This is a genomic window from Intrasporangium flavum (assembly GCF_001956915.1).
Lineage (GTDB): Bacteria > Actinomycetota > Actinomycetes > Actinomycetales > Dermatophilaceae > Monashia > Monashia flava.
Map to the genome: position 1 here is coordinate 1 of NZ_MLJO01000028.1, position 24007 is coordinate 24007.

Sequence of the window (24007 nt, forward strand, 5' to 3'; positions counted from 1 at the left end):
CGGGGCCGGGGCCGGGGCCGCCCCGGGGTACCCCACCGGCTCCGTCCCCGACCGGCCCGTCGACCCGCTCCTCGGGCAGATCGGCGTCGCCCTCTTCTGGGTGACCGTCGGGTGGTGGGTCTTCGTCCTGGTCCGGCTGCTCGGCTGGTTCACCCGGTACGGGCTCACCGACACCATCCTCATCCGCACCATCGACCGTGGCGCCGAGGAGACCGTCGTGGCCGCCGTCCTGTCGGTGCTCGCGGCGCTGCTGCTGCTCCTCGGCCGCGGCCGGCGCGGTCGCGACCTGCTCGGGTGGGCCTCGCTCGCCCTGGCGGTGGTCACGGTCGCGGTCGCCGTCTGGCGCGTCGTCCCCTGACGCGTCGGGGCGCCAGGGCGATTCGGGCACAAGGGGATCCGGTGATCGGGGGCGATGAGGGCGAGGCGATCGCCGCGGCGTACGGGCTGGCACGACCGGGCGAGGCCGTGCGGCTCGTCGGCCCGGTGGCCCGCGGGCAGCTGGGCCGCATCTGGCGACTCACGGCCGGCGAGCGGTCGTTCGCGGTCAAGGAGTGGTACGCCGGGCCGCGTCTCGAGGACGTCGGCCGCGACGCCGGCTTCGTCGACGCCGCCCGCGCCATCGGCGTCCGCACGCCCGAGGTGCTGCGCACGACCGACGGGCGCGTCGCCGCCGAGGTCGACGGCACCGTGGTGCGCGTCTTCGAGTGGGTCGACCTGCGCCCTCGCACCCGCTCGCTCGACCCGGCGGCGGTCGGGCGCACCGTCGCCCTGCTGCACCGGGCCGCCCGCGGCACCGACGAGCCCGTCGACAACTGGTTCGCGACCGGGGCCGGCGAGCAGAGCTGGCGCGACCTCGCCCGACGCGTCTCCGAGGAGCAGGCGCCCTTCGCCGGGCAGCTGCGCGCCCTCGTCGACGACCTCGTCGCCGTCGAGGCCGTCATCGAGCCGCACGAGGCACCCATCGTGTGCCACCGCGACCTGTGGGCCGACAACGTCCTCGCGACGGCCGGCGGCGAGGTGTGCGTCATCGACTTCGAGAACCTCGGTCCGGCCGACCCGAGCCAGGAGCTGGCCATGGTGCTGTTCGAGTTCGGCGACGACGACCCCTCGCGCGCCCGCGCCCTGCACGAGGCCTACCGTGCCGCCGGCGGCCCCGGCCGCGTGACGCGTCGCGGCCACTTCTCGATGCTCGTGGCCGAGCAGGCCCACATCGGCCAGCTCGCGTGCTCGCGGTGGGTCGGGGCCGACGAGGGGCCCGAACGCGACCGGCTCGCCGACTGGTTCCTCGAGATCCCCGAGGACCCGGTCACCCTCGCGCGGATCGACCGGGTCCTCGCCGCCGTCAGCTGATCGCCGTGGTGAGCGGGTGGCCGGCGTTCGTCAGGCTGCGCGCCGTGAACCCGCCGCGGCCGTTGCCCGGGTAGAGCCAGAGCCGGCCGGCCGGGTCGAGGGCGAGCAGGTCGACCTTGCCGTCGCGGTCGAGGTCGCGCCCGGTCAGCAGCCTGGTCATCGACCCCCAGCCGGTGCCGACCCGCACGGGAGCGGCCAGACCGCCGTTGCCCCGACCCGGGTAGAACCACAGCGTGCCGTCGGGCCGCACGACGTGCAGGTCGGCCAGGCCGTCGCCGTTCGCGTCGCCGAGGGTCACGATGTGCCGCGCCGAGCGGAAGGCGCTCGTGGCCACGACCTTGCCGGCGGCCAGGCCCTGCCGGCCCCGTCCGGCGTAGAAGACGAGCTCGCCGGTGGAGCGGCGCGCGAAGAGGTCGGCCGAGCGGTCGCCGGTGAAGTCGCCGCCGGCCACGAGCAGGTTCATCGAGCCCCAGCCGCTGGCTCCGATCCGGACGCGGTCGCGAACGAACGGGTAGAGCCAGAGCGCTCCCCCGGAGTCACGAGCCAGGAGGTCGTCCCGGCCGTCGTCGTCGAGGTCACCGGCCAGGGAGACCATGCTCATCGACCGGGTCGGCAGGTAGGAGGTGCTCAGGGGGTCACCGAAGTAGAAGGAGCCGGGCCGGCCCTTGTTGAGCCACAGGTCGGGCGTCCAGCCCTGGTACTCGCCGAGGTCCCGGACCGCGTCGTTGCCCAGCAGGGACACGAGCGCCGGCACGCCGGGCACGACGAGCTTCGCCGACCAGAACGTCTGGGGAAGGTAGCCCGGGCTCGTGCACCGCGTCCGAGCCTGGAGCATCCGTCCGCGCTCCATCGTGTGCACGTAGTGGTGCGGCCCGGTCTCGCCGTAGACGGCCGCGCCGTCGCGGTACCACTGGTGGTCGCACGTCAGCTCGGGGACGACGGTGGGGTCGCCCGGGTACCACGACGTCGGTCGGACCTCTGCGGCGAGCGTCTGGCCGGAGAGGCCGCTGCCGGTGATGGCGTAGGCCACCTGCACGACGCCCACCTGGGGCGTCGGTGTGGATGCCCACGTGCTGCCGGCTCCTGTGGAGGCCTGGTGCGACACCACGGCGACGGACAGCGTCTGGCCCTCGTCGGCCGCGGCCCGGGTGTGCACCCAGGGCGCCACCCCGGGCTCGGCGGGGATCGGCGTGCCCGACCGCGACCACTGGTAGGAGACCGTGACCGGGCCGAGCTCGGCGTCGAAGGTCGCAGGCAGCTGCGGCGAGTACCAGGCGAACCGGCGGGTGGCGTCGTCGTAGGTCAGGCCGCCGACGCGCCACCGCGTGGCCACGACGGGCACGCTGCTCTCGGTCTCGGTCGCCCCGTCCGGCGCGGTGGCGGTGACGCGCAAGGTGACCGTACGGCCGAACTTGGCGCGCCCGATGGGCGTCAGGGCTGCCTTGTCCGTGGTCGTCTTGCGACCCAGCTCGCCCGTCTCGTCCGACCACACGTAGGTGTAGGTCGTGCCGGACGGGGCGGCCGGCCCGGCGGTGACGATGCCGAAGGCGTCCGCGTCGAGCACCACGTGCAGCATGACCTTCGAGATCAGGTCGGCGGTTCCGGCAGCGTCTGCGGCCCTCGCAGCGGTCGCCGGTGCCGCGAGCGCGAACGCGGCGGCCAGTGCTGCGGCGCGGCGCCACGGGACGCGTCGGTGCGCCCTCCGCAGCGGCTTCTGGGCACGGCGAGGCACGGACACGTTCATGGTGGTTCCCCTGTCAGGCGAGCCGGGTTCGGCACCGGCTGCACGCACTCTAGGACCGCACCGCCGACAACGGGCCCCTACCGCCGGGTTTCTTCGAGCGCGGGGTGCGAGGATCGGGCCGTGGGGACGAGTGCGGGATCACGGACGGACGAGGCACAGCGGCGGCGCGACCTCGCGCTGCTGCGCAGGGTGCGCGACCGGATCGACCGCGAGTACGCCCAGCCGCTCGACGTCGAGGCACTGGCCCGCGGCGTCAACGTGTCGGCGGGCCACCTGAGCCGGCAGTTCAAGGCGGCCTACGGCGAGTCGCCCTACCAGTACCTCATGACGCGTCGGATCGAGCGGGCCATGGCGCTGCTGCGCCGCGGCGACCTCAGCGTGACCGACGTGTGTTTCGAGGTCGGGTGCTCCTCGCTCGGTACGTTCAGCACCCGGTTCACCGAGCTCGTCGGGGTGCCGCCGAGCGTCTACCGGCAGGAGCAGGCGGGCGCCACGGACGGCTTCGTGCCCTGCGTGGCCAAACAGGTCACGCGACCGGTCAGGAATCGAGAAGCATCCGGCACCCCGCGCGCCTAGCGTGGGCGGCATGGACCTCAGCATTCACTCCAGCTTCCTCCCCCAGGACGACCCCGACGCCGCCATCGCCTTCTACCGCGACGCCCTCGGCTTCGAGGTGCGCATGGACGTCGGCCACGCCGGCATGCGGTGGATCACCGTCGGCCCGCCCGGCCAGCCGGGCACGTCGGTCGTGCTCTACCCGCCGGAGGCGACGCCCGGGCTCACCGACGACGAGCGCCGCACCATCGGCGACATGATGGCCAAGGGCACCTACGGCTCGCTGCTGCTCGCGACGCCCGACCTCGACGAGACCTTCACGCGGATCGAGGCCACCGGAGCCGAGGTCGTGCAGGAGCCGACCGACCAGCCCTACGGCGTGCGCGACTCGGCGTTCCGCGACCCGGCGGGCAACCTCGTGCGCATCCAGGAACGACGCTGAGCGCGCCGGAGTCGGCCGCGCCCGCCCGCGACCGGGCCACGCGCGTCGCCGACACCCGTCACCGGCTCGAGCACGACATCGACCTGTGGGTCGCCACGGCCGACGCCGGTGGTGGCGTGCCGGGGCTCGTGCCGCTGTCCTTCGACTGGGACGGCACCGAGGTCATGGTCGTGACCCCGGTGGGCTCACCGTGCGGGCGCAACCTGCGCGAGACCGGTCGGGCACGACTGGGGATCGGCGAGTTCCGCGACGTCGTCATGGTCGACGCGTCGGCCCGCGAGGTGTCGACCGACGACGTGCCCGAGGAGCAGTGGCAGCACTACATCGAGCGCTGCGACTGGGACCCCCGCACCGAGCGGCCGGACTACGCGGTGTACTTCCTGCGCCCGGAGCGGATCCAGGCGTGGCGTGAGGCGAACGAGATCCCCGGCCGTACCGTGATGCGCGACGGCGCCTGGCTCACCTGATGGTCCGGCCCGCCTGACGCGTCAGGCGGGCTCGTCGGTCCAGGCGGGCGCGAGGCGCACGACGTCGCCGACCACGACGACGGCGGGCGCCTCGATGCCGACCGCCTCGGCGCGGTCGGCGATCGTCGCGACCGTCCCGACGGTGACGCGCTGGTCGGGGGCGAACCCCCGCTCGACGACGGCGACCGGGCAGTCCGGCGAACGGCCATGCGTCGCAAGCAGATCCATGGTGCGCGGCAGGGTGGTGACGCCCATGAGCAGCACGAGCGTGTGGTCGCCACCGGTCGGCAGGGCGGGCACGTCGTCGTGGCCGGTGACGACGGTGAAGCCCCGCGCGACGCCCCGGTGGGTCACCGGGATGCCGGCGGCCGCGGGCACCGAGACCGCGGAGGTGACGCCGGGCACCACCTCGACGGGCACGCCGGCGGCCTCGCACGCGGCGCGCTCCTCGCCGCCGCGGCCGAGGACGTACGGGTCGCCGCCCTTGAGCCGGACCACGCCGAGGCCACGCTGGGCCTCCTCGACGAGCACGTCGTTGATCCGCGCCTGCGGCACCGGGTGGTGGCCGGGCGTCTTGCCGACGTCGATGACGCGCACCGACGCCGGGAGCCGGTCGACGACGCCGCGCGGGGCGAGCCGGTCGAGCACGACGACGTCGGCCGACGCCAGCAGCTCGTGGCCGCGGGCCGTGAGCAGGCCGTCGGCACCGGGGCCACCGCCGACCAGTGCGACCCAGCCGCGGCGTCCGTGCGTGCGGGTGCGGCGCAGGTCGAGCCGCCCGGTCGCGAGGGCCTGCTCGACGCCGTCGCGGACCGTGACGGCGAGGCCCGGGTCGCCGGCGGCGTAGGCCGCGATCGTGACGCGCCCGTCGGGCGTCGTGACGTCGGCCCGGGCCGTGACGCTGGCCGTCGTGCCCGCGGCGTCGGTGGCGTCGACGCACCACACGCGCAGGGCCTCGGCGTCGGCGGCGACCTCGCGGTCGACGGACGGCTCCCCCGTGGCGGTGTGCACGAACCAGGCGCCGTCGAGGTCGGCCGGGCCGGCGTAGTCGCGCTCGACCCACTCGACGCGTCCGGTGGCCGCGAGGTCGCGCAGGTCCTCGCAGGCCCACGGCGCCACGACCCGCACGACCGCGCCCTCCTCGAGGAAGGAGCGGACGCGTCGGGCCGACACCGGGCCGCCGCCGACGGCGACGACGAGCCGGCCGGTGAGGTCGAGGACCACCGGCAGCGCGGACTTCACGGATGCCACGGCGCGGGCCTCAGATGTCCCACTCCTCGTCGCCCTCCGGCGACGAGGGGGCCTCGGGTGCGGTGGGCAGCGTCGCTCCGACCATGCCCGCGGCGAGCGTACGGCCGTCGTGCGCGTCGATGAGCAGGAACGCCCCGCTGCGACGCGACACGGCGTACGGCTCGATCGGCAGTGGCTGCGACACACGGAGCGTCACGAGGCCGATGTCGTTGAGCGACAACGACTCTGCCGGCACGGCGTGCAGGTCGTCGAGGTCGAGGGCGCCGTCGATGGTGCGGACGGCGGTCTGGACCGTGCGCGACCCGTGCTTGAGCAGCAGGCGCTGGCCGGGGCGCAGCGGCGCGTCGCCGAGCCAGCAGACGACCGACTCGACGTCCTGGGTGGGCTCGGGGGCGTCGGCCGCGGCGGCGATGACGTCGCCGCGCGAGATGTCGATCTCGTCGGCGAGGCGCAGGGTCACCGACTGCGGCGCGAAGGCCTCCTGCAGCGACCGGTCGCCGAGGTCGATGCCGGTGACCGTCGTGCGGCGGCCCGACGGCAGTGCCACGACCTCGTCACCGACGCGCACGACGCCCGAGGCCACCTGACCGGCGTAGCCACGGTAGTCGCGGTGCTCGGCGTCCAGGGCCGCGCCCTGTGGGCGGATGACGAGCTGCACCGGGAGCCGGAACGACTCGTGCGCCGGGTCGTCCGAGGGCGGCAGCGCCTCGAGCAGCTCGAGCAGGCTGGGGCCGTCGTACCAGTCGGTGCGGGTCGAGCGGTCCACGACGTTGTCGCCGTCGAGCGCACTCACCGGGACCGTCGTCACCTCCTCGACGCCGAGCTCGCGGGCCACGGCGCGCACCTGCGCGTCGACCCGCTCGTAGACCTTCTGGCTGAAGTCGACGAGGTCGATCTTGTTGACTGCGACGACGACGTGCGGCACCCGCAGCAGGGCCGTGACCGCCAGGTGCCGGCGCGTCTGCTCGAGGACACCCTTGCGCGCGTCGACGAGCAGGACGACGACGTCGGCCGTCGAGCTGCCCGTGACCGTGTTGCGCGTGTACTGCACGTGGCCGGGACAGTCGGCGAGCACGAACGAGCGGCTCGCGGTGGCGAAGTAGCGGTAGGCGACGTCGATGGTGATGCCCTGCTCGCGCTCGGCGCGCAGGCCGTCGGTGAGGAGGGCGAGGTCGGCGGCGGTGAGGCCGCGGTCGCGGGACACGCGCTCGACGGCGGCGAGCTGGTCGGACAGCACCGACTTCGTGTCGTGCAGGAGGCGGCCGACGAGCGTCGACTTGCCGTCGTCGACCGAGCCGGCCGTGGCGAGGCGCAGCAGCGTGCCGGCGGTGGCGGGTGCGGTGACGGGCGCCGAGGTGGCGGCCGCGGCGGGGGCGGTGGTGGTGGCCATTTAGAAGTAGCCCTCCTTCTTGCGGTCCTCCATGGCGGCCTCGGAGATCCGGTCGTCGGCGCGGGTGGCACCGCGCTCGGTCAGGGTCGAGGCGGCCACCTCGACGACGATCTCGGCGTTGGTGCGGGCGGGCGACTCGATGGCGCCGGTGCACGACATGTCGCCGACCGTCCGGTAGCGGACCAGGCGCGTCTCGACGGTCTCGTCCTCGCGCGGCTCGCTGTACGGGCCGACCGCGAGCCACATCCCGTCGCGGCGGAACACCTCGCGCTCGTGGGCGTAGTAGAGCGGCGCGAGCGGGATGTCCTCGCGCTCGATGTAGCGCCAGATGTCGACCTCTGTCCAGTTGCTGATCGGGAAGATCCGCACGTGCTCGCCGGGGCGGTGCCGCGGGTTGAAGAGGTTCCACAGCTCGGGGCGCTGGTTCTTCGGGTCCCACTGGCCGAACTCGTCACGGAGGGAGACGATCCGCTCCTTGGCGCGGGCCTTCTCCTCGTCGCGCCGGCCGCCGCCGAAGACCCCGTCGAAGCGGTTGTCGTTGATGGCGTCGAGCAGCGGGAGCGTCTGGAGCGGGTTGCGGGTGCCGTCCGCGCGCTCGCGCAGCCGGCCGTCGTCGATGTAGTCCTGGACGCTCGCGACGACGAGGCGCAGCCCGAGCCGCTCGACCGTCTCGTCGCGGTAGTCGAGCACCTCGGGGAAGTTGTGGCCGGTGTCGACGTGCAGCACCGGGAACGGGATCGGCGCGGGCCAGAAGGCCTTGGCCGCGAGGTGCAGCATGACGACGGAGTCCTTGCCGCCTGAGAAGAGCAGCGCCGGGCGCTCGAGCTCGGCGGCCATCTCGCGGATGACGAGGATCGACTCGGCCTCGAGGGCGTCGAGCTGGCCGAGGCGGCGCGTCGACGCGTCGGGCGCCTCAGGCGCGTCGATCGGGCCGGGCGCCGCGGCGTCGGGGGTGAGGGTCGTGTCGGTCACGGCGATGGCGTCCGTCCGGGAGGGGATCGTGTCGGTGGTCGTCATGTGTGCAGTCCGCACTCGGTCTTGGTGAAGCCGGCCCAGCGGCCGGCGCGGGGGTCCTCGCCGGGCTCGACCCGACGCGTGCACGGCTCGCAGCCGATCGACGGGTAGCCATCGGAGAGAAGGGAGTTGACCTCGACCTGGTTGTCGGTGGCGTAGGTCTGCAGCTCGTCGAAGGTCCACGCGGCGAGCGGGTTGATCTTGACGAGGCCGTTCTTGTCGTCCCACGTCACGAGGGGCGTCTCGGCCCGCGTCGGTGCCTCCTCACGCCGGACGCCGGTGACCCACGCCTCGTAGGTCGGCAGGGTGCGGGCGAGGGGCTCGACCTTGCGCATCTGGCAGCACAGGGCCGGGTCGCGCTCGTAGAGGCGGGCGCCGTACTTCTCGTCCTGCTCGGCGACGGTCAGCTCGGGCGTCACGTTGACGAGGGTGATCGGCAGGTCCTCGGCGACGATGTCGCGAGTGACGATGGTGTCGGAGAAGTGGTAGCCGGTGTCGAGGAAGAGCACGTCGACGCCCGGGGCGAACCGCGAGACGACGTGTGGCAGAACGGCATCGGCCATCGAGCACGCGACGGCCAGCGAGTCGCCGAAGTGGAACGCGGCCCACGCGGCGACCTCGTCGGCGGTCGGCTCGTGCTCGGGGTCGGCGCCAAGCGTCGCGTTGAAGTCGTCGACGAGCGCCTTGAGCTCGGCCTCGGAGCGGCGCTTTCGCGGCACCTTCGGGGTGGCGAGGGGGACGGCGGTCACTGGAGGGCTCCTTCGTCGGCTCGGCGGGTCCAGGAGGAGAACGTCTCGCCGCCCTCGCGCTCGGCGAGGAAGCGGCGCACGACGCGCTCGACGTAGTCGGGCAGGTCGCCGGCGGTCACCTTGAGGCCGCGGACGGTGCGGCCGAGGCCGGCCTCGTCGCGGTCGACGGAGGCGAGGCCGCCGCCGAGGTGCACCTGGAAGCCGGGCACCTGCTCGCCCTCGATCGTCACGAGCTGGCCCTTGAGGCCGATGTCGGCCGTCTGGATGCGGGCGCACGAGTTGGGGCAGCCGTTGACGTTGAGGGTGATCGGGGTGTCGAGCTGCTCGGTGACGTCGGCGAGGCGCTGCTCGAGCTCGGCGATCGCGGTGGCCGCCGTTGCCTTGGTCTCGACGATGGCGAGCTTGCAGAACTCGATGCCGGTGCAGGCCATGGTGTGTCGCCGGAACGGGCTCGGGGTCGTGGTGAGGCCGAGCTTCTCCAGCTTGCCGACGACACCGCGGACGCGTCGGCCGGGCACGTCGAGGAGCACGAGCTTCTGGTGCGGGGTGAGGCGCAGCCGGTCCGAGCCGACCGACTCCATGATGTCGGCAAGGCCGGCGAGCACGTCGCCGCTGATGCGCCCGACGGTCGGGGCGGCCCCGACGTAGCGCAGGCCGTCCTTCTGCAGGTGCACGCCGACGTGGTCGCCGGGCCCGGTGGCGGGCGCGGGCGCCGGGCCGTCGGGCAGGGCGCGGCCGAGGTACTCGTCCTGGAGCACCTGGCGGAACTTCTCGGCACCCCACTCCGCGAGGAGGAACTTCAGGCGCGCCTTGTTGCGCAGGCGTCGGTAGCCGTAGTCGCGGAAGATCCGGATCACGCCGTGCCACACCTCTGCCGCCTCCTCGGGGCGGACGAAGACGCCGACGCGCTCGGCGAGGCGGGGCGCGGTCGACAGGCCGCCGCCGACCCAGAGGTCGTAGCCGGCGCCGAGCTCGGGGTGCACGACGCCGACGAGCGAGATGTCGTTGATCTCGTGGACGACGTCGAGGCTCGGGTGGCCGGTGACCGCCGACTTGAACTTGCGCGGCAGGTTGGCCAGCTCGGGGTCGCCGATGAAGCGGCTCGTGATCTCGTCGATGACCGGCGTCGGGTCGAGGATCTCGTCCTGGGCGATGCCGGCCACCGGGCTGCCGAGCACGACGCGCGGGGTGTCGCCGCAGGCCTCGGTGGTCTGCAGGCTGACGGCCTCGAGGCGGCGCCAGATCTCCGGCACGTCCTCCACGCGGATCCAGTGGTACTGGATGTTCTGTCGGTCGCTGATGTCGGCGGTGCCGCGCGCGAACTCCGTGGAGATCTCGGCCAGGGTGCGCAGCTGGGCCAGGTTCAGGGCGCCGCCGTCGAGGCGGACGCGGAGCATGAAGTACTCGTCGGACAGCTCGGTGTCGTCGAGCTGGGCCGTGCGGCCGCCGTCGATGCCGGGCTTGCGCTGGGTGTAGAGCCCCCACCAGCGGAAGCGGCCGGAGAGGTCCTGCGGCGGGATGCTCGCGAAGCCCTCCTTGGCGTAGATCGTCTCGATCCGCTCACGGACGTTGAGGCCGCCGTCCTCCTGCTTCCACACCTCGTTGGGGTTGAGGGGTTCGGTGCCGTCGACCTTCCACTGCCCGTTGGAACGGCCGGCGCGAGGGGGTCGGGTCGCCGGACGCGTCTCGGAGGGGGTGTCGGTGACGGTCATGTAATCGAATGTATAACCACCGATTATCGACGCCATCACGGGTCCACGATCCGGCCCATTCCCCTCGAGCCGGTGGGAGATGGCTGGGAGATGCGGTCGGACGCGTGGGACGCGACCTCAGCGGGCGCTCGCCGGCGCCGACGCGTAGAGGCCGAGCACCGTCGCGACGTACCGGGCCGAGTGGTTGTACGACCGGACCGCGGCCCGGCGGTCGGCGTCGCGCGACAGGTCGCGGCCGCCGGCGCAGAGGTAGCGGGCCGCCGCGAGCGCCGCGTCCTCGACGTTCTGCGGGTCGGCGACGCCGTCACCGCTGCCGTCGGCGCCCCAGATGCGCCAGGTCGCGGGGATGAACTGCATCGGCCCGACGGCGTGGTCCCAGCTCGGGTCACCGTCGAGGGCGCCGCCGTCGGTGTCGTGGATGCGCGCGTACGTGCCGCCGGTGAGGGCCGGGCCGACGACCGGGGGAACGACGTCGTGGAACGGGTCGAGCCGTCGCCCGCGCAACGAGGACGACTCCACCTCGCCGATCGAGGCGAGCAGCATCGGCTTGAGGTTGCACGAGCCCTGGGCCTGCGCGGCGGACACGTAGGCGGCCCAGAGGACCTGCTCGGTGGTCACCGGGACCGGCCCGTCCGCGGCCGAGGGCGCCACCGGCACCTTCACTGGCGCGCTCGGCTTCCACGTCTCGGGGGTCGCGACGGACCCGCCGCCCGGCTCGAGGCCCGCCGCTCCAGCAGCGCCGGGCGCCGACCCAACGGCTCCGGTCGCGCCCGAGGCCCGGGCCACGCTGCCGATGCTCGCGAGCGCCGGCAGGACGAGCCCGTCGATGACCGCGCTGACGGCGGCCCCGGCCGGGTCGGCGCCGGTCTGCGGCGTCGACGCACCGGCCTGCGGGGAGGACGGGCCGGCGGCGGGACCGGACTGGTCGGGGATGCTCGGCAGGGCCGACGGCGAGGGCGTCGGGGGCTGGGGCCCGTCGGCGGCGAGGGCCGGCGGTGCGAGCACGGCAGCCGCCAGCATCACGGTCACGGCGGCGGACAGCGCACCCGCCGCTCGGGCGCGGCCGGCCGGGTCGCGACCTGCCACCGGGTCACCTCCAGCCGTCCTCGGGCGCGGCCGTCGCCGCGTCGTCCTCCCAGTACACCTCCGGGGGTCGGCGCTCGGGGCCGATCGGGGTGCATCCGTCCGCACAGGTTCGCACGCGCCCACGGCGCGCGCAGGTCGGGCCTCAGGCCCAGCGCAGCCGGACGCGGTCGCCGGGGCGCAGCTGGGCCGCGCGGTCGACGTCGCGACGCGTCACGACCGCCACGACGGGGTAGCCGCCGGTCACCGGGTGGTCGGCGAGGAAGACGACCGGCTCGCCGCCCGGGGGCACCTGGACGGCGCCGGCCACCATCGGCTCGCTCGGCAGCTCGGCGTCGGCGAACGCGTCGTCGCGTCGGACCGGGCTGCCCTCGAGCCGGAGGCCGACGCGGTTGCTCCGCGACGACACGCTGAACGACTCGTCGGTGAGGGCGGCGAGGTCGCACCAGTCGGCCCGTGGTCCGGGCGTCACGTCGAGGACGACGACGTCGTCGCCGGCGGTCGAGCGGCGCTGCGGCGCCTGCTCGGCGACGGGGAACGCGTCGGGGGCCGGGCCGACGGGCAGCACGTCTCCGACGCCCACCGGCGCGGGGCCGAGCCCGGACAGCGTGTCGGTGGAGCGTGACCCGAGGACGGGCGCCACGGTGACCCCGCCGCGCACGGCGAGGTAGGACCGCAGCCCGACGGCCGGCGTCGCGACCGCGAGCACCTGGCCGTCGCGCAGGTGCAGCGGGGCGGCGTGGCCGACCGGACGCCCGTCGACGGTGGCCGGTGCGGGGGCGCCGGTCAGCGCGACGAGGAGGTCGCCGCGGGCGCGCACCGTGAGGCCGCCGAGCGTCACCTCGAGCGAGGCGGGTGCCTGGGCGTGGAGGTCGGTGGTGGCTGGGTCGGTGGTGGCTGGGTCGGGGTCCACCGGGTGGCCGACGAGCCGGACGCCGAGCAGGTAGGCCGCACGGTCGGCCGCGCCGGACCGACCGACCCCGACGTCACCGAGCCCGGGCCGGCCGAGGTCCTCGACGAGGACGAGCGGGCCGGTGGCGAGCACCTCGAGCCCGCGGGTGACCTCCGGCGCCCGGTCCGGCGGCGCCGCGATGCGGTCGGGGACGCCGGGGGCGGCGTCGGGGGTGGGACGCGCGGCACGCGTCGAGGCGTCGACGAACCGGACGCTCGTGCCGGGCCCGAGGAGGGCGGGCGGGTCGCGGTCGGGGTCCCAGAGGACGGCGTCGGTGGTGCCGAGCAGCTGCCAGCCGCCCGGCGAGTCCTGCGGGTAGACGCCACTGAACTCGCCCGCGAGCCCGACCGACCCGGCGGGCACCCGCGGTCGCGGCTCCGATCGCCTCGGCACGCGCAGCCGCGGGTCGCCGCCGACGAGGTAGGCGAAGCCGGGCGCGAAGCCGCCGAACCCGACGCGCCAGGGCGTGCCGGAGTGGGCACGGACCACCTCGTCGCGGGTCAGCCCGGTCAGCGCGGCGACCTCGTCGAGGTCGGGCCCGTCGTAGACGACCGGCACCTCGACGACGCGGCCCCCACCGTCGCCGGACGCGTGCGCGTCGGACGCGTCGGACGCGTCGGACGCGTCGGTGGCCGGCGTGGCGGCGGCGTCGAGGCAGGCCCGTCGCACGGCGTCGAGGCTCTCGGCGTCGGTCCGCACGAGCACCGTCCGCGCGGCCGCGACGACCTCCCGCACCGAGCGCCACGGCGCGGTGCCGGCGTCGACCAAGGCACGCACCCGGTCACGGAGCGCGACCGCCTCTGCCGTGCCGCCGACCTCGACGAGGAGGGCGTCCTCGCCCATAGGCAGCAGCCGCGCCTCGCCGCCGACCATGGTTCAGCCCGCGAAGGCGTGGATCTCGATGCCGGCCGCCTCGAGTGCGCCGCGGACGCGGCGCGCCATGACGACGGCGCCGGGGGTGTCGCCGTGGATGCACACCGACTCCGCCTCGACCTCGACGTCGTTCCCGTCGACCGACCGGACCACGCCGTCGCGGACGAGGTGCAGCACCCGCTCGGCCACCGCGTCGGGGTCGTGGAGCACCGAGCCGGGCTCGCTGCGCGGCACGAGGCGGCCGTCGCGGGTGTAGGCACGGTCGGCGAACGCCTCTCGCACGACGGGCAGCCCGGCGTCGGCGGCCGCGTCGAGCAGGACGCTCCCGGGCAGGCCGAGCACGGGCAGCGTCGAGTCGTAGGCAGCCACCGCCGCGACCACCGCGGCGGCCTGGGCCTCGTGGTGCACGACCGCGTTGTAGAGCGCGCCGTGCGGCTTGACGTAGGCGACGCGGGTGCCGGCGACGCGGGCCATCGCCTCGAGCGCGCCGAGCTGGTAGAGCACGTCGGCGGCGAGGTCGTCGGGGGCGACGTCGACGAAGCGGCGGCCGAACCCGGCGAGGTCGCGGTAGCCCACCTGGGCGCCGACGACGACGCCACGTCGGGCGGCGTCGTGGCACGTCGTGCGCAGGGTGAGCGGGTCGCCGGCGTGGAAGCCGCACGCCACGTTGGCGCTCGTCACGACGTCGAGGACCCCGGCGTCGTCACCGAGCGTCCACGCCCCGAACGACTCGCCGACGTCGGCGTTGAGGTCGATCCGCATGTCCTCGATCCTGCCCGACACCGCTGCCGTGGCGGGTGCGGACGCGTCGCGAACCACCGTGAATGACCCGAATCGGGCGCTGCATCTGGTCACGGCCCGCGAAGCGCGACATGATCCGACTTCTCGGGCGACTCCCCGCGTGGCGACGGCGCATCGGGGGCCGATCGGCAACGACAGGAGAGCAGCGAGCAGGTGGCGCGACCGAACGAGGAGCGGCGACCGGGCGAGTCCGACTCGGCGCTCCTCGACCGCGCCCGCACCGGCGACGACGCCGCCTTCGAGACGCTGTGGCTGCGGCACGTCGACGCGGCCCGGGAGGTCGCCGAGCGCGTCGCGACCCCGGAGCGCGCGCCGGACCTCGTCGGCGACGCCTTCGCCCGGACACTCGTCACGATCCGCGCCGGCGGCGGCCCCGACAACGCCTTCCGCCCCTACCTGCTGGCCACGGTGCGACGCCTCGCGGCCGAGGCCGCTGACGGCGCCGCGGACGGAACCGACGACGACGCCGGAGGCAGCGAGGGCGCGGCCGGCGGGGAGCTGACGCTCGTCGGCACCGACCGCGACGCCGCCTGGGCGGCCTGGCAGGCGCTGCCGGGCGACGAGCGCGACCTGCTGTGGCGGCTCGTCGTGCACGAGCAGAGCCCTGCCGCGCTGGCGCCGGTGCTCGGCACGACCCCGGACGGCGTCGCGGCGCAGGCCAAGCGGGCCCGGGACCGGTTGCGCCGCGCCTACCTCGTCGACCTCGCGACGGCAACGCCCGACGCGGCCTGCCGGTCGGCGCGACGGCAGTTCGGCCCGTACGGGCGCGACGCGCTCGCCGACGGCGACCGGGACCGGGTCGACGCGCACCTCGACACCTGTGCCCGGTGCCGCGAGGCCGTCGCCGGGCTCGTCGACGTCACCGAGCTGATCCGCGCCGGCGTCGGACCGCACCTGCTGCCCGGCCTCTTCGGCGTCGACGAGGAGAGCGCTGCCGAGGCGACCCCGGGCGAGCCTGCCGCCGACGAGGAGGAGGACGCGGACGACGAGGGGGCGGGTCTCCTGGCCGGCGTCGCCGCCCCAGGGGCGACGCTCGTCGCGACCCGGGCGGACGCGTCCGGGCGCAACGACACCCGACGCCTCGACCTCCCGCTCGTGCTCGTCGGGGGCGCCGCGGTCGTGGCCGTGGCCGGCATCGCGGTCCTGCTCGCGTTGCTCGGCGGCAGCTCGCCGGCTCCCTACGGCGCCGCCGGGCGCCCGACGACCTCCGCGACGCGTCCGGGCCCGGGCACCGAGGCGCGACCCCGGCCCGGGGTCGTCGTCGCGTTCCCGACGCTCCCGGCCGCCGTGTCGACGGCGATCCACGCCCTCAGCACGTCGACGATCGAGGCCGTGAGTGCCGCCGCCCGGGTCGCCCGTCCCGCCACGACCACCGCGGCCGCACGGTCGCGCACGCCGACCCCGACCCGGACCCCCACCCGGTCCCCCCGCCCGACGCCGACCGCGCCGCCACCCGGACCGGTCGTGACGCCGGGCGTGCCGACGGTCCTCGCCTTCGACCCGAGCCCCGACCGGCGGTACACCGCCTCGATCGTCGCGCCCGCCGGCTGGCTCATCACCTCGGTCCGCGACGTGCGCGGCGGCCGGGAGGTGGAGCACGTGGGCGCGCCGACGCAGACGTTCGAGGGCACGCTGCGGGCCGGCCGGCTCGTCGTGGAGGTGACGCCGCAGTCGGGCGCCGCACCGGGCACCCTGGTCACCCGCTTCACGGACCGGACGGGTGCCCTCCTGCCGGGCTCGGGCGGCCACCCGCTCCCCTGACAGGCGGTGCCGGGGGCCTCGCGTCAGCGCAGGGCGTCGTAGAAGGCGGGGAGCCGGTGGCGGTAGCCGTCGAGCAGCTGCCGCGCCACGCTGACCGAGTCGACGAGCGGGTGCAGCGCGAACGCCTCGACGGCGAGCCGGGCCGAGCCCTCGCGAGCGGCCCTGACGACGAGCTCGTCGACGGCCTTGACCTGCTGCGCCAGCCCGAGCGAGGCCCCCGCGAGGGGCGAGACGGGAAGCGGCCGTGGGCCGGACGCGTCGACGGCACAAGGGACTTCGACGACGGCGTCCTCGGGCAGGCCGGGCAGCGTCGTGCCGTTGCGGACGTTGAGGATGAGCCGCGCCGGCTCGTCGCGGGCGATGGCGGCCATGAGCGCCAGCGCGACGCCCTCGTAGCCCCCGCCCTCGACGTCGGACTCGTCGCGCTCGTTGTGCTCGTCGCCGCCGCCGTTGCGGCTCTCCTGCATGTACGTGGCGTTGCGTTCGCGCCGCACCGCGTCCCACACGGCGAAGGCATCAGCGGAATCCCTTGCCGCCGTGTAGAACTGCTCCTGCTGCTTCACGAGGTACTCGCCACGGGTCTCGGCGGCAGCCGTGATCTGGGCGACAGCGTCGCGGGCGAAGTAGTAGTACCAGAGGTACTCGTTGGGGATGGCGCCGAGCGTCTGGAGCCAGTCGACGCCGAAGAGGTGGCCCTCCTCGGTGCCGCCGAGCCGCGCGGGGTCGGCGAGGAGGTCGGGCAGCACGTCGCGGCCCCCGACCCGCAGGCCGGAGAGCCAGCCGAGGTGGTTGAGCCCGGCGTAGTCGATCTCGACGTCGTCGAGGCGGTGGCCCAGGGCGCCGGCGGCCCGCTTGGCCAGCCCGAGCGGGGAGTCGCAGATGCCGACGACGCGGTCGCCGAGCACCTGTTGCATCGCCTGGGTCACGAGCCCGGCGGGGTTGGTGAAGTTGATGACCCACGCGTCGGGGGCCAGGCGCGCGACGCGCTGGGCGACGTCGACGGCCACCGGCACGGTGCGCAGGCCGTAGCCGACGCCGCCCGGGCCGGTCGTCTCCTGGCCGAGCAGCCCGAGGCCGAGGGCGATGCGCTCGTCGGCGGTGCGGCCCTCGAGTCCCCCGACGCGGATCGCGGAGAAGACGAAGTCGGCGCCGTCGAGCGCGTCGTCGAGGTCGGTTGTCGCCCGGACCGTGGGCGGTGCGGGCGAGTCGGGCGCCGCGGCGCACGCGGCCTGCGCGTCGAGGACCCGGAGCACGACGTCGAGCCGAGAGGGGTCGGTGTCGTGGAGGACGACCTCGGTGACGCGTCGGGCGGCGTCGGGCGTCCGGTCGCCGAGGAGCGCGCCGTGGACGAGCGGCACCCGGAAACCCCCGCCACCGAGCACGACCAGCCTCATCGCGTCCTCACCGCGCCACCCCCGTCGTCACCGAACCGACGCTAACAGGGTTGCGGCGGATGGGAGCATGGTGGCGATGCCGACGAGCTCTGCCTTCGACCCGCTCGCAGCCCGACGTACCGCCGCCGGGCCCGACCTCGACGTGTTCGTCTGGGGGACGGTCTTCCTCGACATGATCTTCGCCGGGCTGCCCGCGTCGCCGTCACCCGGCACGGAGGTGTGGGCCGAGGGCCTCGCGTCGTGCCCGGGCGGGATCGCCAACCTCGCCGTGGCGACGCGTCGGCTCGGCCTGCGCACGTCGCTGGCCGCGGCCTTCAGCGACGACGACTACGGCGACTTCTGCTGGCGCACCCTCGAGGAGCAGGAGGGCATCGACCTCTCCCGCAGCCGCCGGTTCGCCGACTGGCACAGCCCCGTGACCGTGTCGATGTCGGTCGACCGCGACCGCAGCATGGTCTCGCACGGCCACCCGTCGCCGGTGCCGGCCAGCGAGCTCATCGGCACGCCGCCGCGGTCCCGGGCCGTCATGGTCGACCTCGCCGAGGACGAGGCGTTCGGGGCCACGAGCACGTGGGTCGACCGTGCCCGCGCCGACGGGGCCCTGGTGTTCGCCGACGTCGGCTGGGACCCCAAGGAGCGGTGGTCGCCCGAGGTGCTCGACCGGCTCGAGCGCTGCGACGTGTTCATGCCCAACGCCGTCGAGGCGATGGCCTACACCGGCACCCGCACGACGGTCGAGGCGCTCTACGCCCTCGCCGACCGGGTGCCCGTCGCGATCGTCACCGACGGGCCGAACGGCGCGGTCGGCATCGACCAGCGCACCGGTGAGGAGGCGCGCGTGCCGTCACTGCGCGTCGAGGAGGTCGACCCGACCGGGGCCGGCGACGTCTTCGGCGCGGCGCTGCTCGTCGGCACCCTCGCGGAGTGGCCGCTCGAGCAGCGGATGACCTTCTCGACGCTGTGCGCCGGGCTCGCGCTGCAGCAGTACGGCGGGTCGCTCGCCGCGCCGGGGTGGGGCGACCTCGCCGACTGGTGGACCGCCCTGGCCGCCGACACGACCGACGACGCGTACCACCGGTCGCTGCGGCGTCGGTACGCCTTCCTCGACGACATCGTGCCGCGCGTGCCGACGATGGCCTGCCGGCGCGCGACGGCGACGATCGCCCGCCGCGCCGACGTCCACGACCTCGACTGACGCCTCGTTTCCCGCCGGTGCACCGGCTCCTCGCGGGTGCACCCCGTGCAACCGGTGCACCCTCCCCTCAGAGGTGCGCGTTTCCGGTAGAGGCGCCGGCTGCAGCGCGCACTCCTCGCGGAAGCGCGCACCGCTGCGGGCACCGCGCACCGCCGGCGAGGCGGGTCAGTCGAGGCAGAACTCGTTGCCCTCGACGTCCTGCATGACCTGGCACGACTCGTTGAACCCGTCCGCGACGAGCAGCTGCACGCGAGAGGCCCCGAGCGCCTCGAGCCGGACCGTCTCGGCCTCGAGGGCGTCGAGCCGTTCCTGCCCGACGAGGCCGGTGCCCACGCGCACGTCGAGGTGCACGCGGTTCTTGACGACCTTGCCCTCGGGGACGCGCTGGAAGAACATCCGCGGCCCGACGCCGTTCGGGTCGACGATCGCGAACGCCGAGCCGTGCATCTCGGCCGGCAGCGACTGCTCGAACGCCGCCCACGAGTCGAAGCCGGGCGGCGGTGCGGGCACCTCGTAGCCGAGCACCTCGCACCAGAAGCGCGCCACGCGCTCGGGCTCCGCGCAGTCGAACGTGACCTGGACCTGTCGCACCGTCGCCATGCCGTCACCCTAGGCGCGGCGGACGACGCCGCGCGCGGCCTTTGTCGACGCGTCCGCGCCCGACTCCCGACGCGTCAGGCGTCCGGACGCGTCAGGCGTGGCGTCCCGTGTGGGCACCCGCGTGGGCGGAGGGGTGCAGCACCTCGTCGCGCTGCTGCACGAGCAGCACGGCCCCGACGACGATGCACACGACCTCGGCGATGGCGGCCAGCCACACGGACCCGCCACGCCACTCGGTGTGCACGCCCATGAGGCCGACCGTCGAGGCGATGGTGAAGGCGCCGAGCGTCGCGGCCCCGAAGCCGAGCGTGAGGAACGCCGAGAGCCAGTGCCGCCACCGCACGATGAGCACGGCGAGGACGATGCCGGCCACGACGTTGACGAGGAACATCGGCCCGACGGTCTGGTTACGCACGCCGTCGAACCACAGGTAGAGGTGCACTCCGGCGGAGACGAGCAGCGCCGCGGCACCCACGAGTCGCAGGGTCATCGAGACCCTCCCTTCTGTGTCACAGCCGGTCGTGAGGCGCGCGGCCCGCTGTTCGGTGGACACCTGTGACGACGCCTGATCGGCCGGGTCGGTTCAGCGGAAGGAGCCGAGGATGCGGTCGCGGACGGCGCTCATCGGCCACACGGGAGCGGCGGCGTCGGGGCGCAGGCCGTCGTGCCAGCCCCACGCGTCGACGCGGCTGCCGACGGTCGCGTCGCGGGTCAGCAGGGCGACCGGCACGTCGTGCGACGCGTTGTCGCCGGACACGACGCTGGCGGGCTGGTGGTCGCCGAGGACGAGCACGACGAGGTTGCGGTCGCGGGTGTGCGACAGCCACGACACGACGCTGTCGAGGGAGTAGGCGACGGTCTGCGCGTAGGCGTCGCGCACCCCGGCGTCGGTGCGCCACACGACCTCGCGCGGGGTGGCCCGACCGACCTGGGCCCGGAAGACCGAGCCGTCGCCGAGGCTCGGCCAGTCGACGAGTCGCGGCAGGGGCGCCCACGGGATGTGGCTCGTGACGAGGTCGACCTCGGCGAAGACCGGCGGACGCGGCGACGGCGCGAGCTCGAGGCGGTCGAGCGCCGACAGCGTGTACTGGTCGGGCATCGGCGCGTAGCCGAACCCCGGGCCGCGGTAGCCGAGCGTGCGGGCGTCCCAGACCTTGTCGTAGCCGTAGAAGTCGCGGCCCTCGGGCCAGTCGTGGCGGTTGGCGGGCACGACGTCGACGGTGCGGTAGCCGGCCCCGGCGAAGACGTGGCTCAGGGTGAGCCGGTGCGTGGTGACGAGCTGGTCGTAGCGCTGCTGGCTGTCGACCCACAGGCCGGACTGGATGCTCGAGTGGGCGAGCCAGCTGAAGCCGCCGAAGGTCGGTGACGTCAACCACGCGCTGCGCACCGAATAACCCTGCGCGGCAAGCGCCTTCGTGCCGGTGGACAGTGACCGGTCGACGACGGGAGCGCCGAGGGCGACCTTGCCGTAGCTCTCGACGAAGACGACGACGACGTCCTTGCCCCGCAGCGCGCCGAGCATCCCCGACGTGTCGGCGCCGGCGAGCGGGTCGGTCGCGATGGCGGTGGCGAAGACCGCATGGTCCTGCGCGTCGTGCACGGCCTTGCGGGCCTGCGCGTCGGCGAGGGCCACGGTGCTCGACGCCGCGACGGGCAGCCCCGGCGCGAGCGCCACCCGGGACACGGCGGCGACGACCCACACGGCGGTCAGGGCAACCAGGACGCGTCGGGCCGCGGTCCGGTGCCGGTCACCGACCCCAGCGAGCCGCCGCAGCGCGAGCGGTACCGCGACGAGGACCCCGACGAGCGCCAGCCCGACGCCCACCGCCGCCAGCACGGCCACGACCTGGCCCGAGGCGTCGCTGGCCAGCTCGAACCCGGACGACGCGTAGCGCCAGTCGCTGAGCAGGTTGAAGGGCCGGTAGAAGACGTCGCGGAAGGCGATGTCGAGGGCCCGGACGAGCAGGAGCACCGCGAGGAGGACCCCGACCGGCGGCAGCACCCAGCGGCGCACCCACCGACCCGTCCGGCGCGGCACGGCCAGGACGAGCGCCCCGAGCACGAGCCCCTCGACCGGCACGCGGAGGAACGCGCTGGGTCGCGTGAGGGCTGCCGCCTCGGGGGCCGTGAGCGCCACCCACACGAGGGCTCCGGCGAGCACCGAGAGCGCGATGCCGCCGGCCCGCCTGACGCGCAGACCCACCCCGACGCGTCGGCGCGCCCGACCTGCCGACGGGGCCGGCTCGGTCATCCGGACCGCCGCTGGGCGACGACGACGCGGGCACCGGACATCGTGACGACGACGGCTCGGCCGTCGGGTGCGAGTGCGGGGACGGCGGTGGCCCGCGCTCCTGCGGCCGCCTCCTGCGCGCGCTCCGTCGCGCCGTCGGCCCCCCGCAGGCGCCACAGCGTCGCGGCCTCGGTGCCGAACGACACGGCGAGCGCCGCGAGCCCCAGCCCGACGACGCCGACGGCGACCGCCGGTGCGAGCAGGCCCGAGGCCGCCGCCGTGAGACCGACGCCCTGGTAGGCGGCGACGGCCTTGCGCCACCGCCGCGCGGGCACCCCGCGGCGCAACCACGGCGCGAACCGCTGGGCGAGGAGGAGCAGGTACCGGGCCGCCCCGACGGCGAGCACCCACTGGCCGAGGTCGCCGGCGACGTGGACCGCGAGCACGAGGATGAGGACGGCGTCGGACTCCATGTCGAACCGGGCGCCGAACGCGCTGACGGTGCCGGTGCGTCGGGCGACGCGCCCGTCGACGGCGTCGAGGGAGAGTCCGACCGACGCGAGCACGACGAGCGCAGCGGTCCGCGTCCCCGCGTCCGCACCGGCAGGACCCACCGCCGCGTCGGTCACCAGCGCGGCGACGCCGCACGTCAGCACCGCCCGCAGGAGGGTGACGCGGTCGGCGGGCCCGGGCAACCGGCGCCCGGAAGCAGCGAGGCCGACGGTGACGAGCACGAACAGCACCGCGGCACAGGCGAACCCGACGGCGGCCCCTTGCGCCCCGACGCCCGCGACGAGCGTCAGCCCGAGCACGAGTGCCGTCGCGGTGGCGAACCCGACCGCGGGGCCCCGGTGAACCATCCGTCCCACGCTACCTCCGGCCCGTCGGGCGGGCGCTCGGCCCGCATCGCACCCGCATTGCACTGACATCGCACCCAAGGACGCCGACCGCCCCGACCCGGTTCACGCGTCGCGCATCGGGCGCCGGCCGGGCGCGGCGTGGTTACTCTGGCGCCGTGGCGACGGACGCGAGGGCGTTCTGGCTGGTCGAGCCCGGCAGGGGCGAGATCCGGCCCGAGCCCCTGCGTGCGCCCGGCCCCGACGAGGTGCTGGTGCGCGCGCTGCACTCCGGCGTCAGCCGCGGCACGGAGACGCTCGTCTTCCGTGGCGAGGTGCCTCGCAGCCAGTGGGACGCCATGCGGGCGCCCTTCCAGGACGGTGACTTCCCGGCGCCGGTCAAGTACGGCTACCTGTCGGTCGGCGTCGTCGAGGAGGGGCCGGACGCGCTGCGTGGGCGAACCGTGTTCAGCCTGCACCCGCACCAGACTGCGTACGTCGTCCCGGCGTCGGCCGTCGTCGTCGTGCCCGACGGGGTGCCGCCGCAGCGGGCCGTCCTCGCCGGCACCGTCGAGACCGCCGTCAACGCGCTGTGGGACGCCACACCGCTGCTCGGCGACCGGGTGGCGGTCGTCGGGGCGGGCATGGTCGGCTGCAGCGTCGCCCGGCTGCTCGGCCGGTTCCCCGGCATCGACTGCACGCTCGTCGACGTCGACCCGGCGCGCGCCGGGACGGCCGCACGCCTCGGTGTCGGGTTCGCGAACCCTGCGTCGGATGCGCTCCCCCTCGGCGACTGCGACCTCGTCGTCCACGCGAGCGCCACCTCGGCCGGGCTGCAGACCGCGCTCGACCTGCTCCGCCCGGAGGGCACCGTCCTCGAGCTCAGCTGGTACGGCGAGAAGACCGTCGAGCTGGCCCTGGGCGGGGCCTTCCACTCGCGGCGGCTGGGCATCCGCGCGAGCCAGGTCGGCGTCGTGTCGCCGGCGCGGCGGTCGCGGTACACCACCTCGCAGCGGCTCGCCCTGGCGCTCGACCTGCTGCGCGACGACGCCTTCGACGCGCTCGTCACCGGCAGCTCGCCGTTCGAGGAGCTGCCCGACGTGCTGGCCCGGCTCGCCGACGGCAGCCTCGGCGCCATCTGCCACGCCATCAGCTACCCCGACAGCCACCAGACCACCGACAAGCCCACCGACGGAGAGGCCTGAGCATGTTCGCGGTCACGGTCCGCGACCACATGATGGTCGCCCACAGCTTCGAGGGCGAGCGGTTCGGCCCGGCGCAGCGGCTGCACGGCGCGACGTTCGTCGTCGACGCGACCTTCCGCGGGCCCGAGCTCGACGCCGACGGCATCCTGCTCGACATCGGCCTGGCCACCGAACAGGTCCACGAGGTCGTCGGGGCGCTCAGCTACCGCAACCTCGACGACGAGCCCGACCTCGTGCGCAACACCTCCACCGAGGTGCTGGCGCGGCTCGTCGCCGACCGGCTCGCCGAGCGCGTCGCGGCCGGCGCCCTCGGCACCGAGCCGGGGCAGCTCACCGGGCTCGTCGTGACGCTCCACGAGTCGCACGTCGCGTGGGCGTCGTACGAGCGCACGGTGTGAGGGGC

23 protein-coding genes are annotated in these 24007 nt (G+C 75.0%); 9 read left to right on the top strand and 14 right to left on the bottom strand.

The annotated features are described in order from the left end of the window. Nucleotides 1-358: hypothetical protein (locus tag BIV28_RS18405; protein WP_207556099.1), on the top strand; the 358-nt coding region annotated here is incomplete at its 5' end. 41 nt (nt 359-399) lie between these two features. Beyond that, nucleotides 400-1350: a phosphotransferase enzyme family protein gene (locus tag BIV28_RS18410; RefSeq protein ID WP_083707503.1), complete on the top strand. Its 951-nt coding sequence runs from the start codon at nt 400-402 to the stop codon at nt 1348-1350. On the opposite strand, the gene BIV28_RS18415 is transcribed toward BIV28_RS18410, so the two are convergent. Next, entirely contained in the window at nt 1343-3094 is a 1752-nt protein-coding gene (locus BIV28_RS18415; RefSeq protein WP_076263992.1) for an FG-GAP repeat domain-containing protein, read from the bottom strand. The two genes, BIV28_RS18410 and BIV28_RS18415, sit on opposite strands and share 8 nt — an antisense overlap. A 120-nt stretch (nt 3095-3214) precedes the next feature. Between BIV28_RS18415 and BIV28_RS18420 the strand changes: the two genes are divergently transcribed. The 3 genes from BIV28_RS18420 (at nt 3215) to BIV28_RS18430 (ending at nt 4558) form a co-directional block, all read left to right on the top strand. Next, nucleotides 3215-3670, top strand: coding sequence for a helix-turn-helix transcriptional regulator (locus BIV28_RS18420; protein ID WP_076263993.1), 456 nt, complete (start codon nt 3215-3217; stop codon nt 3668-3670). Nucleotides 3671-3680: 10 nt separating this feature from the next. Next, the gene (locus BIV28_RS18425) at nt 3681-4091 is read left to right on the top strand and encodes a VOC family protein (protein ID WP_076264055.1); all 411 of its coding nucleotides are present in this window, start codon (nt 3681-3683) and stop codon (nt 4089-4091) included. Nucleotides 4092-4174: 83 nt separating this feature from the next. Further along, nucleotides 4175-4558, top strand: coding sequence for a pyridoxamine 5'-phosphate oxidase family protein (locus BIV28_RS18430; RefSeq protein ID WP_479723841.1), 384 nt, complete (start codon nt 4175-4177; stop codon nt 4556-4558). A 21-nt stretch (nt 4559-4579) separates the two neighbouring features. Here BIV28_RS18430 and cobA read toward each other — a convergent pair whose 3' ends face one another. The 8 genes from cobA to BIV28_RS18470 form a co-directional block, all read right to left on the bottom strand. Further along, nucleotides 4580-5800: a uroporphyrinogen-III C-methyltransferase gene (gene cobA, locus BIV28_RS18435; protein ID WP_076263994.1), complete on the bottom strand. Its 1221-nt coding sequence runs from the start codon at nt 5798-5800 to the stop codon at nt 4580-4582. 19 nt (nt 5801-5819) lie between these two features. Continuing rightward, nucleotides 5820-7199, bottom strand: coding sequence for a sulfate adenylyltransferase subunit 1 (locus tag BIV28_RS18440; RefSeq protein ID WP_076263995.1), 1380 nt, complete (start codon nt 7197-7199; stop codon nt 5820-5822). Further along, complete coding sequence (cysD, locus tag BIV28_RS18445; RefSeq protein ID WP_242653131.1) at nt 7200-8216, bottom strand: sulfate adenylyltransferase subunit CysD; 1017 nt, start codon at nt 8214-8216, stop codon at nt 7200-7202. It lies immediately after the preceding gene. After that, nucleotides 8213-8962: a phosphoadenylyl-sulfate reductase gene (locus BIV28_RS18450; protein WP_076263996.1), complete on the bottom strand. Its 750-nt coding sequence runs from the start codon at nt 8960-8962 to the stop codon at nt 8213-8215. The genes cysD and BIV28_RS18450 overlap by 4 nt, the downstream gene beginning before the upstream one ends. Continuing rightward, nucleotides 8959-10674: a nitrite/sulfite reductase gene (locus BIV28_RS18455; protein ID WP_076263997.1), complete on the bottom strand. Its 1716-nt coding sequence runs from the start codon at nt 10672-10674 to the stop codon at nt 8959-8961. The genes BIV28_RS18450 and BIV28_RS18455 overlap by 4 nt, the downstream gene beginning before the upstream one ends. Before the next feature lie 117 nt (nt 10675-10791). Next, complete coding sequence (locus BIV28_RS20360) at nt 10792-11760, bottom strand: lytic transglycosylase domain-containing protein (protein ID WP_076263998.1); 969 nt, start codon at nt 11758-11760, stop codon at nt 10792-10794. Between the two features lie 142 nt (nt 11761-11902). Continuing rightward, a complete protein-coding gene (locus BIV28_RS18465) occupies nt 11903-13582 on the bottom strand; it encodes a 5-oxoprolinase subunit B/C family protein (protein ID WP_207556100.1) in 1680 nt (559 codons plus the stop codon). Between the two features lie 3 nt (nt 13583-13585). Continuing rightward, the gene (locus BIV28_RS18470) at nt 13586-14344 is read right to left on the bottom strand and encodes a LamB/YcsF family protein (protein ID WP_076263999.1); all 759 of its coding nucleotides are present in this window, start codon (nt 14342-14344) and stop codon (nt 13586-13588) included. A gap of 192 nt (nt 14345-14536) precedes the next feature. Here BIV28_RS18470 and BIV28_RS18475 point away from each other — a divergent pair, with 192 nt between their 5' ends. Next, nucleotides 14537-16144, top strand: a complete 1608-nt coding sequence (locus BIV28_RS18475) for a zf-HC2 domain-containing protein (protein WP_076264000.1) — start codon at nt 14537-14539, stop codon at nt 16142-16144. Nucleotides 16145-16167: 23 nt separating this feature from the next. Here the strand turns inward: BIV28_RS18475 and BIV28_RS18480 are convergent, their stop codons facing one another. Further along, complete coding sequence (locus tag BIV28_RS18480; RefSeq protein WP_076264001.1) at nt 16168-17538, bottom strand: 6-phospho-beta-glucosidase; 1371 nt, start codon at nt 17536-17538, stop codon at nt 16168-16170. A 76-nt stretch (nt 17539-17614) separates the two neighbouring features. Between BIV28_RS18480 and BIV28_RS18485 the strand changes: the two genes are divergently transcribed. After that, the gene (locus BIV28_RS18485; protein ID WP_083707513.1) at nt 17615-18733 is read left to right on the top strand and encodes a carbohydrate kinase family protein; all 1119 of its coding nucleotides are present in this window, start codon (nt 17615-17617) and stop codon (nt 18731-18733) included. Between the two features lie 165 nt (nt 18734-18898). On the opposite strand, the gene BIV28_RS18490 is transcribed toward BIV28_RS18485, so the two are convergent. The 4 genes from BIV28_RS18490 to BIV28_RS18505 all read right to left on the bottom strand — a co-directional run bounded on the left by BIV28_RS18490 (nt 18899) and on the right by BIV28_RS18505 (nt 22423). Then, nucleotides 18899-19333: a VOC family protein gene (locus tag BIV28_RS18490; RefSeq protein ID WP_076264003.1), complete on the bottom strand. Its 435-nt coding sequence runs from the start codon at nt 19331-19333 to the stop codon at nt 18899-18901. 91 nt (nt 19334-19424) lie between these two features. Then, nucleotides 19425-19823, bottom strand: a complete 399-nt coding sequence (locus tag BIV28_RS18495; RefSeq protein ID WP_076264004.1) for a hypothetical protein — start codon at nt 19821-19823, stop codon at nt 19425-19427. Between the two features lie 93 nt (nt 19824-19916). Continuing rightward, on the bottom strand, nt 19917-21584 hold the full coding sequence (locus BIV28_RS18500) for an alkaline phosphatase family protein (RefSeq protein WP_242653132.1): 1668 nt from the start codon (nt 21582-21584) through the stop codon (nt 19917-19919). Next, entirely contained in the window at nt 21581-22423 is an 843-nt protein-coding gene (locus BIV28_RS18505) for a CDP-alcohol phosphatidyltransferase family protein (protein WP_076264006.1), read from the bottom strand. Before BIV28_RS18505 ends, BIV28_RS18500 begins: the two co-directional genes overlap by 4 nt. 155 nt (nt 22424-22578) lie before the next feature. Here BIV28_RS18505 and BIV28_RS18510 point away from each other — a divergent pair, with 155 nt between their 5' ends. Continuing rightward, a complete protein-coding gene (locus tag BIV28_RS18510; protein ID WP_076264007.1) occupies nt 22579-23604 on the top strand; it encodes a zinc-dependent alcohol dehydrogenase in 1026 nt (341 codons plus the stop codon). Nucleotides 23605-23606: 2 nt separating this feature from the next. Continuing rightward, nucleotides 23607-24002: a 6-pyruvoyl trahydropterin synthase family protein gene (locus tag BIV28_RS18515; protein ID WP_076264008.1), complete on the top strand. Its 396-nt coding sequence runs from the start codon at nt 23607-23609 to the stop codon at nt 24000-24002. Nucleotides 24003-24007: the final 5 nt, after the last annotated feature.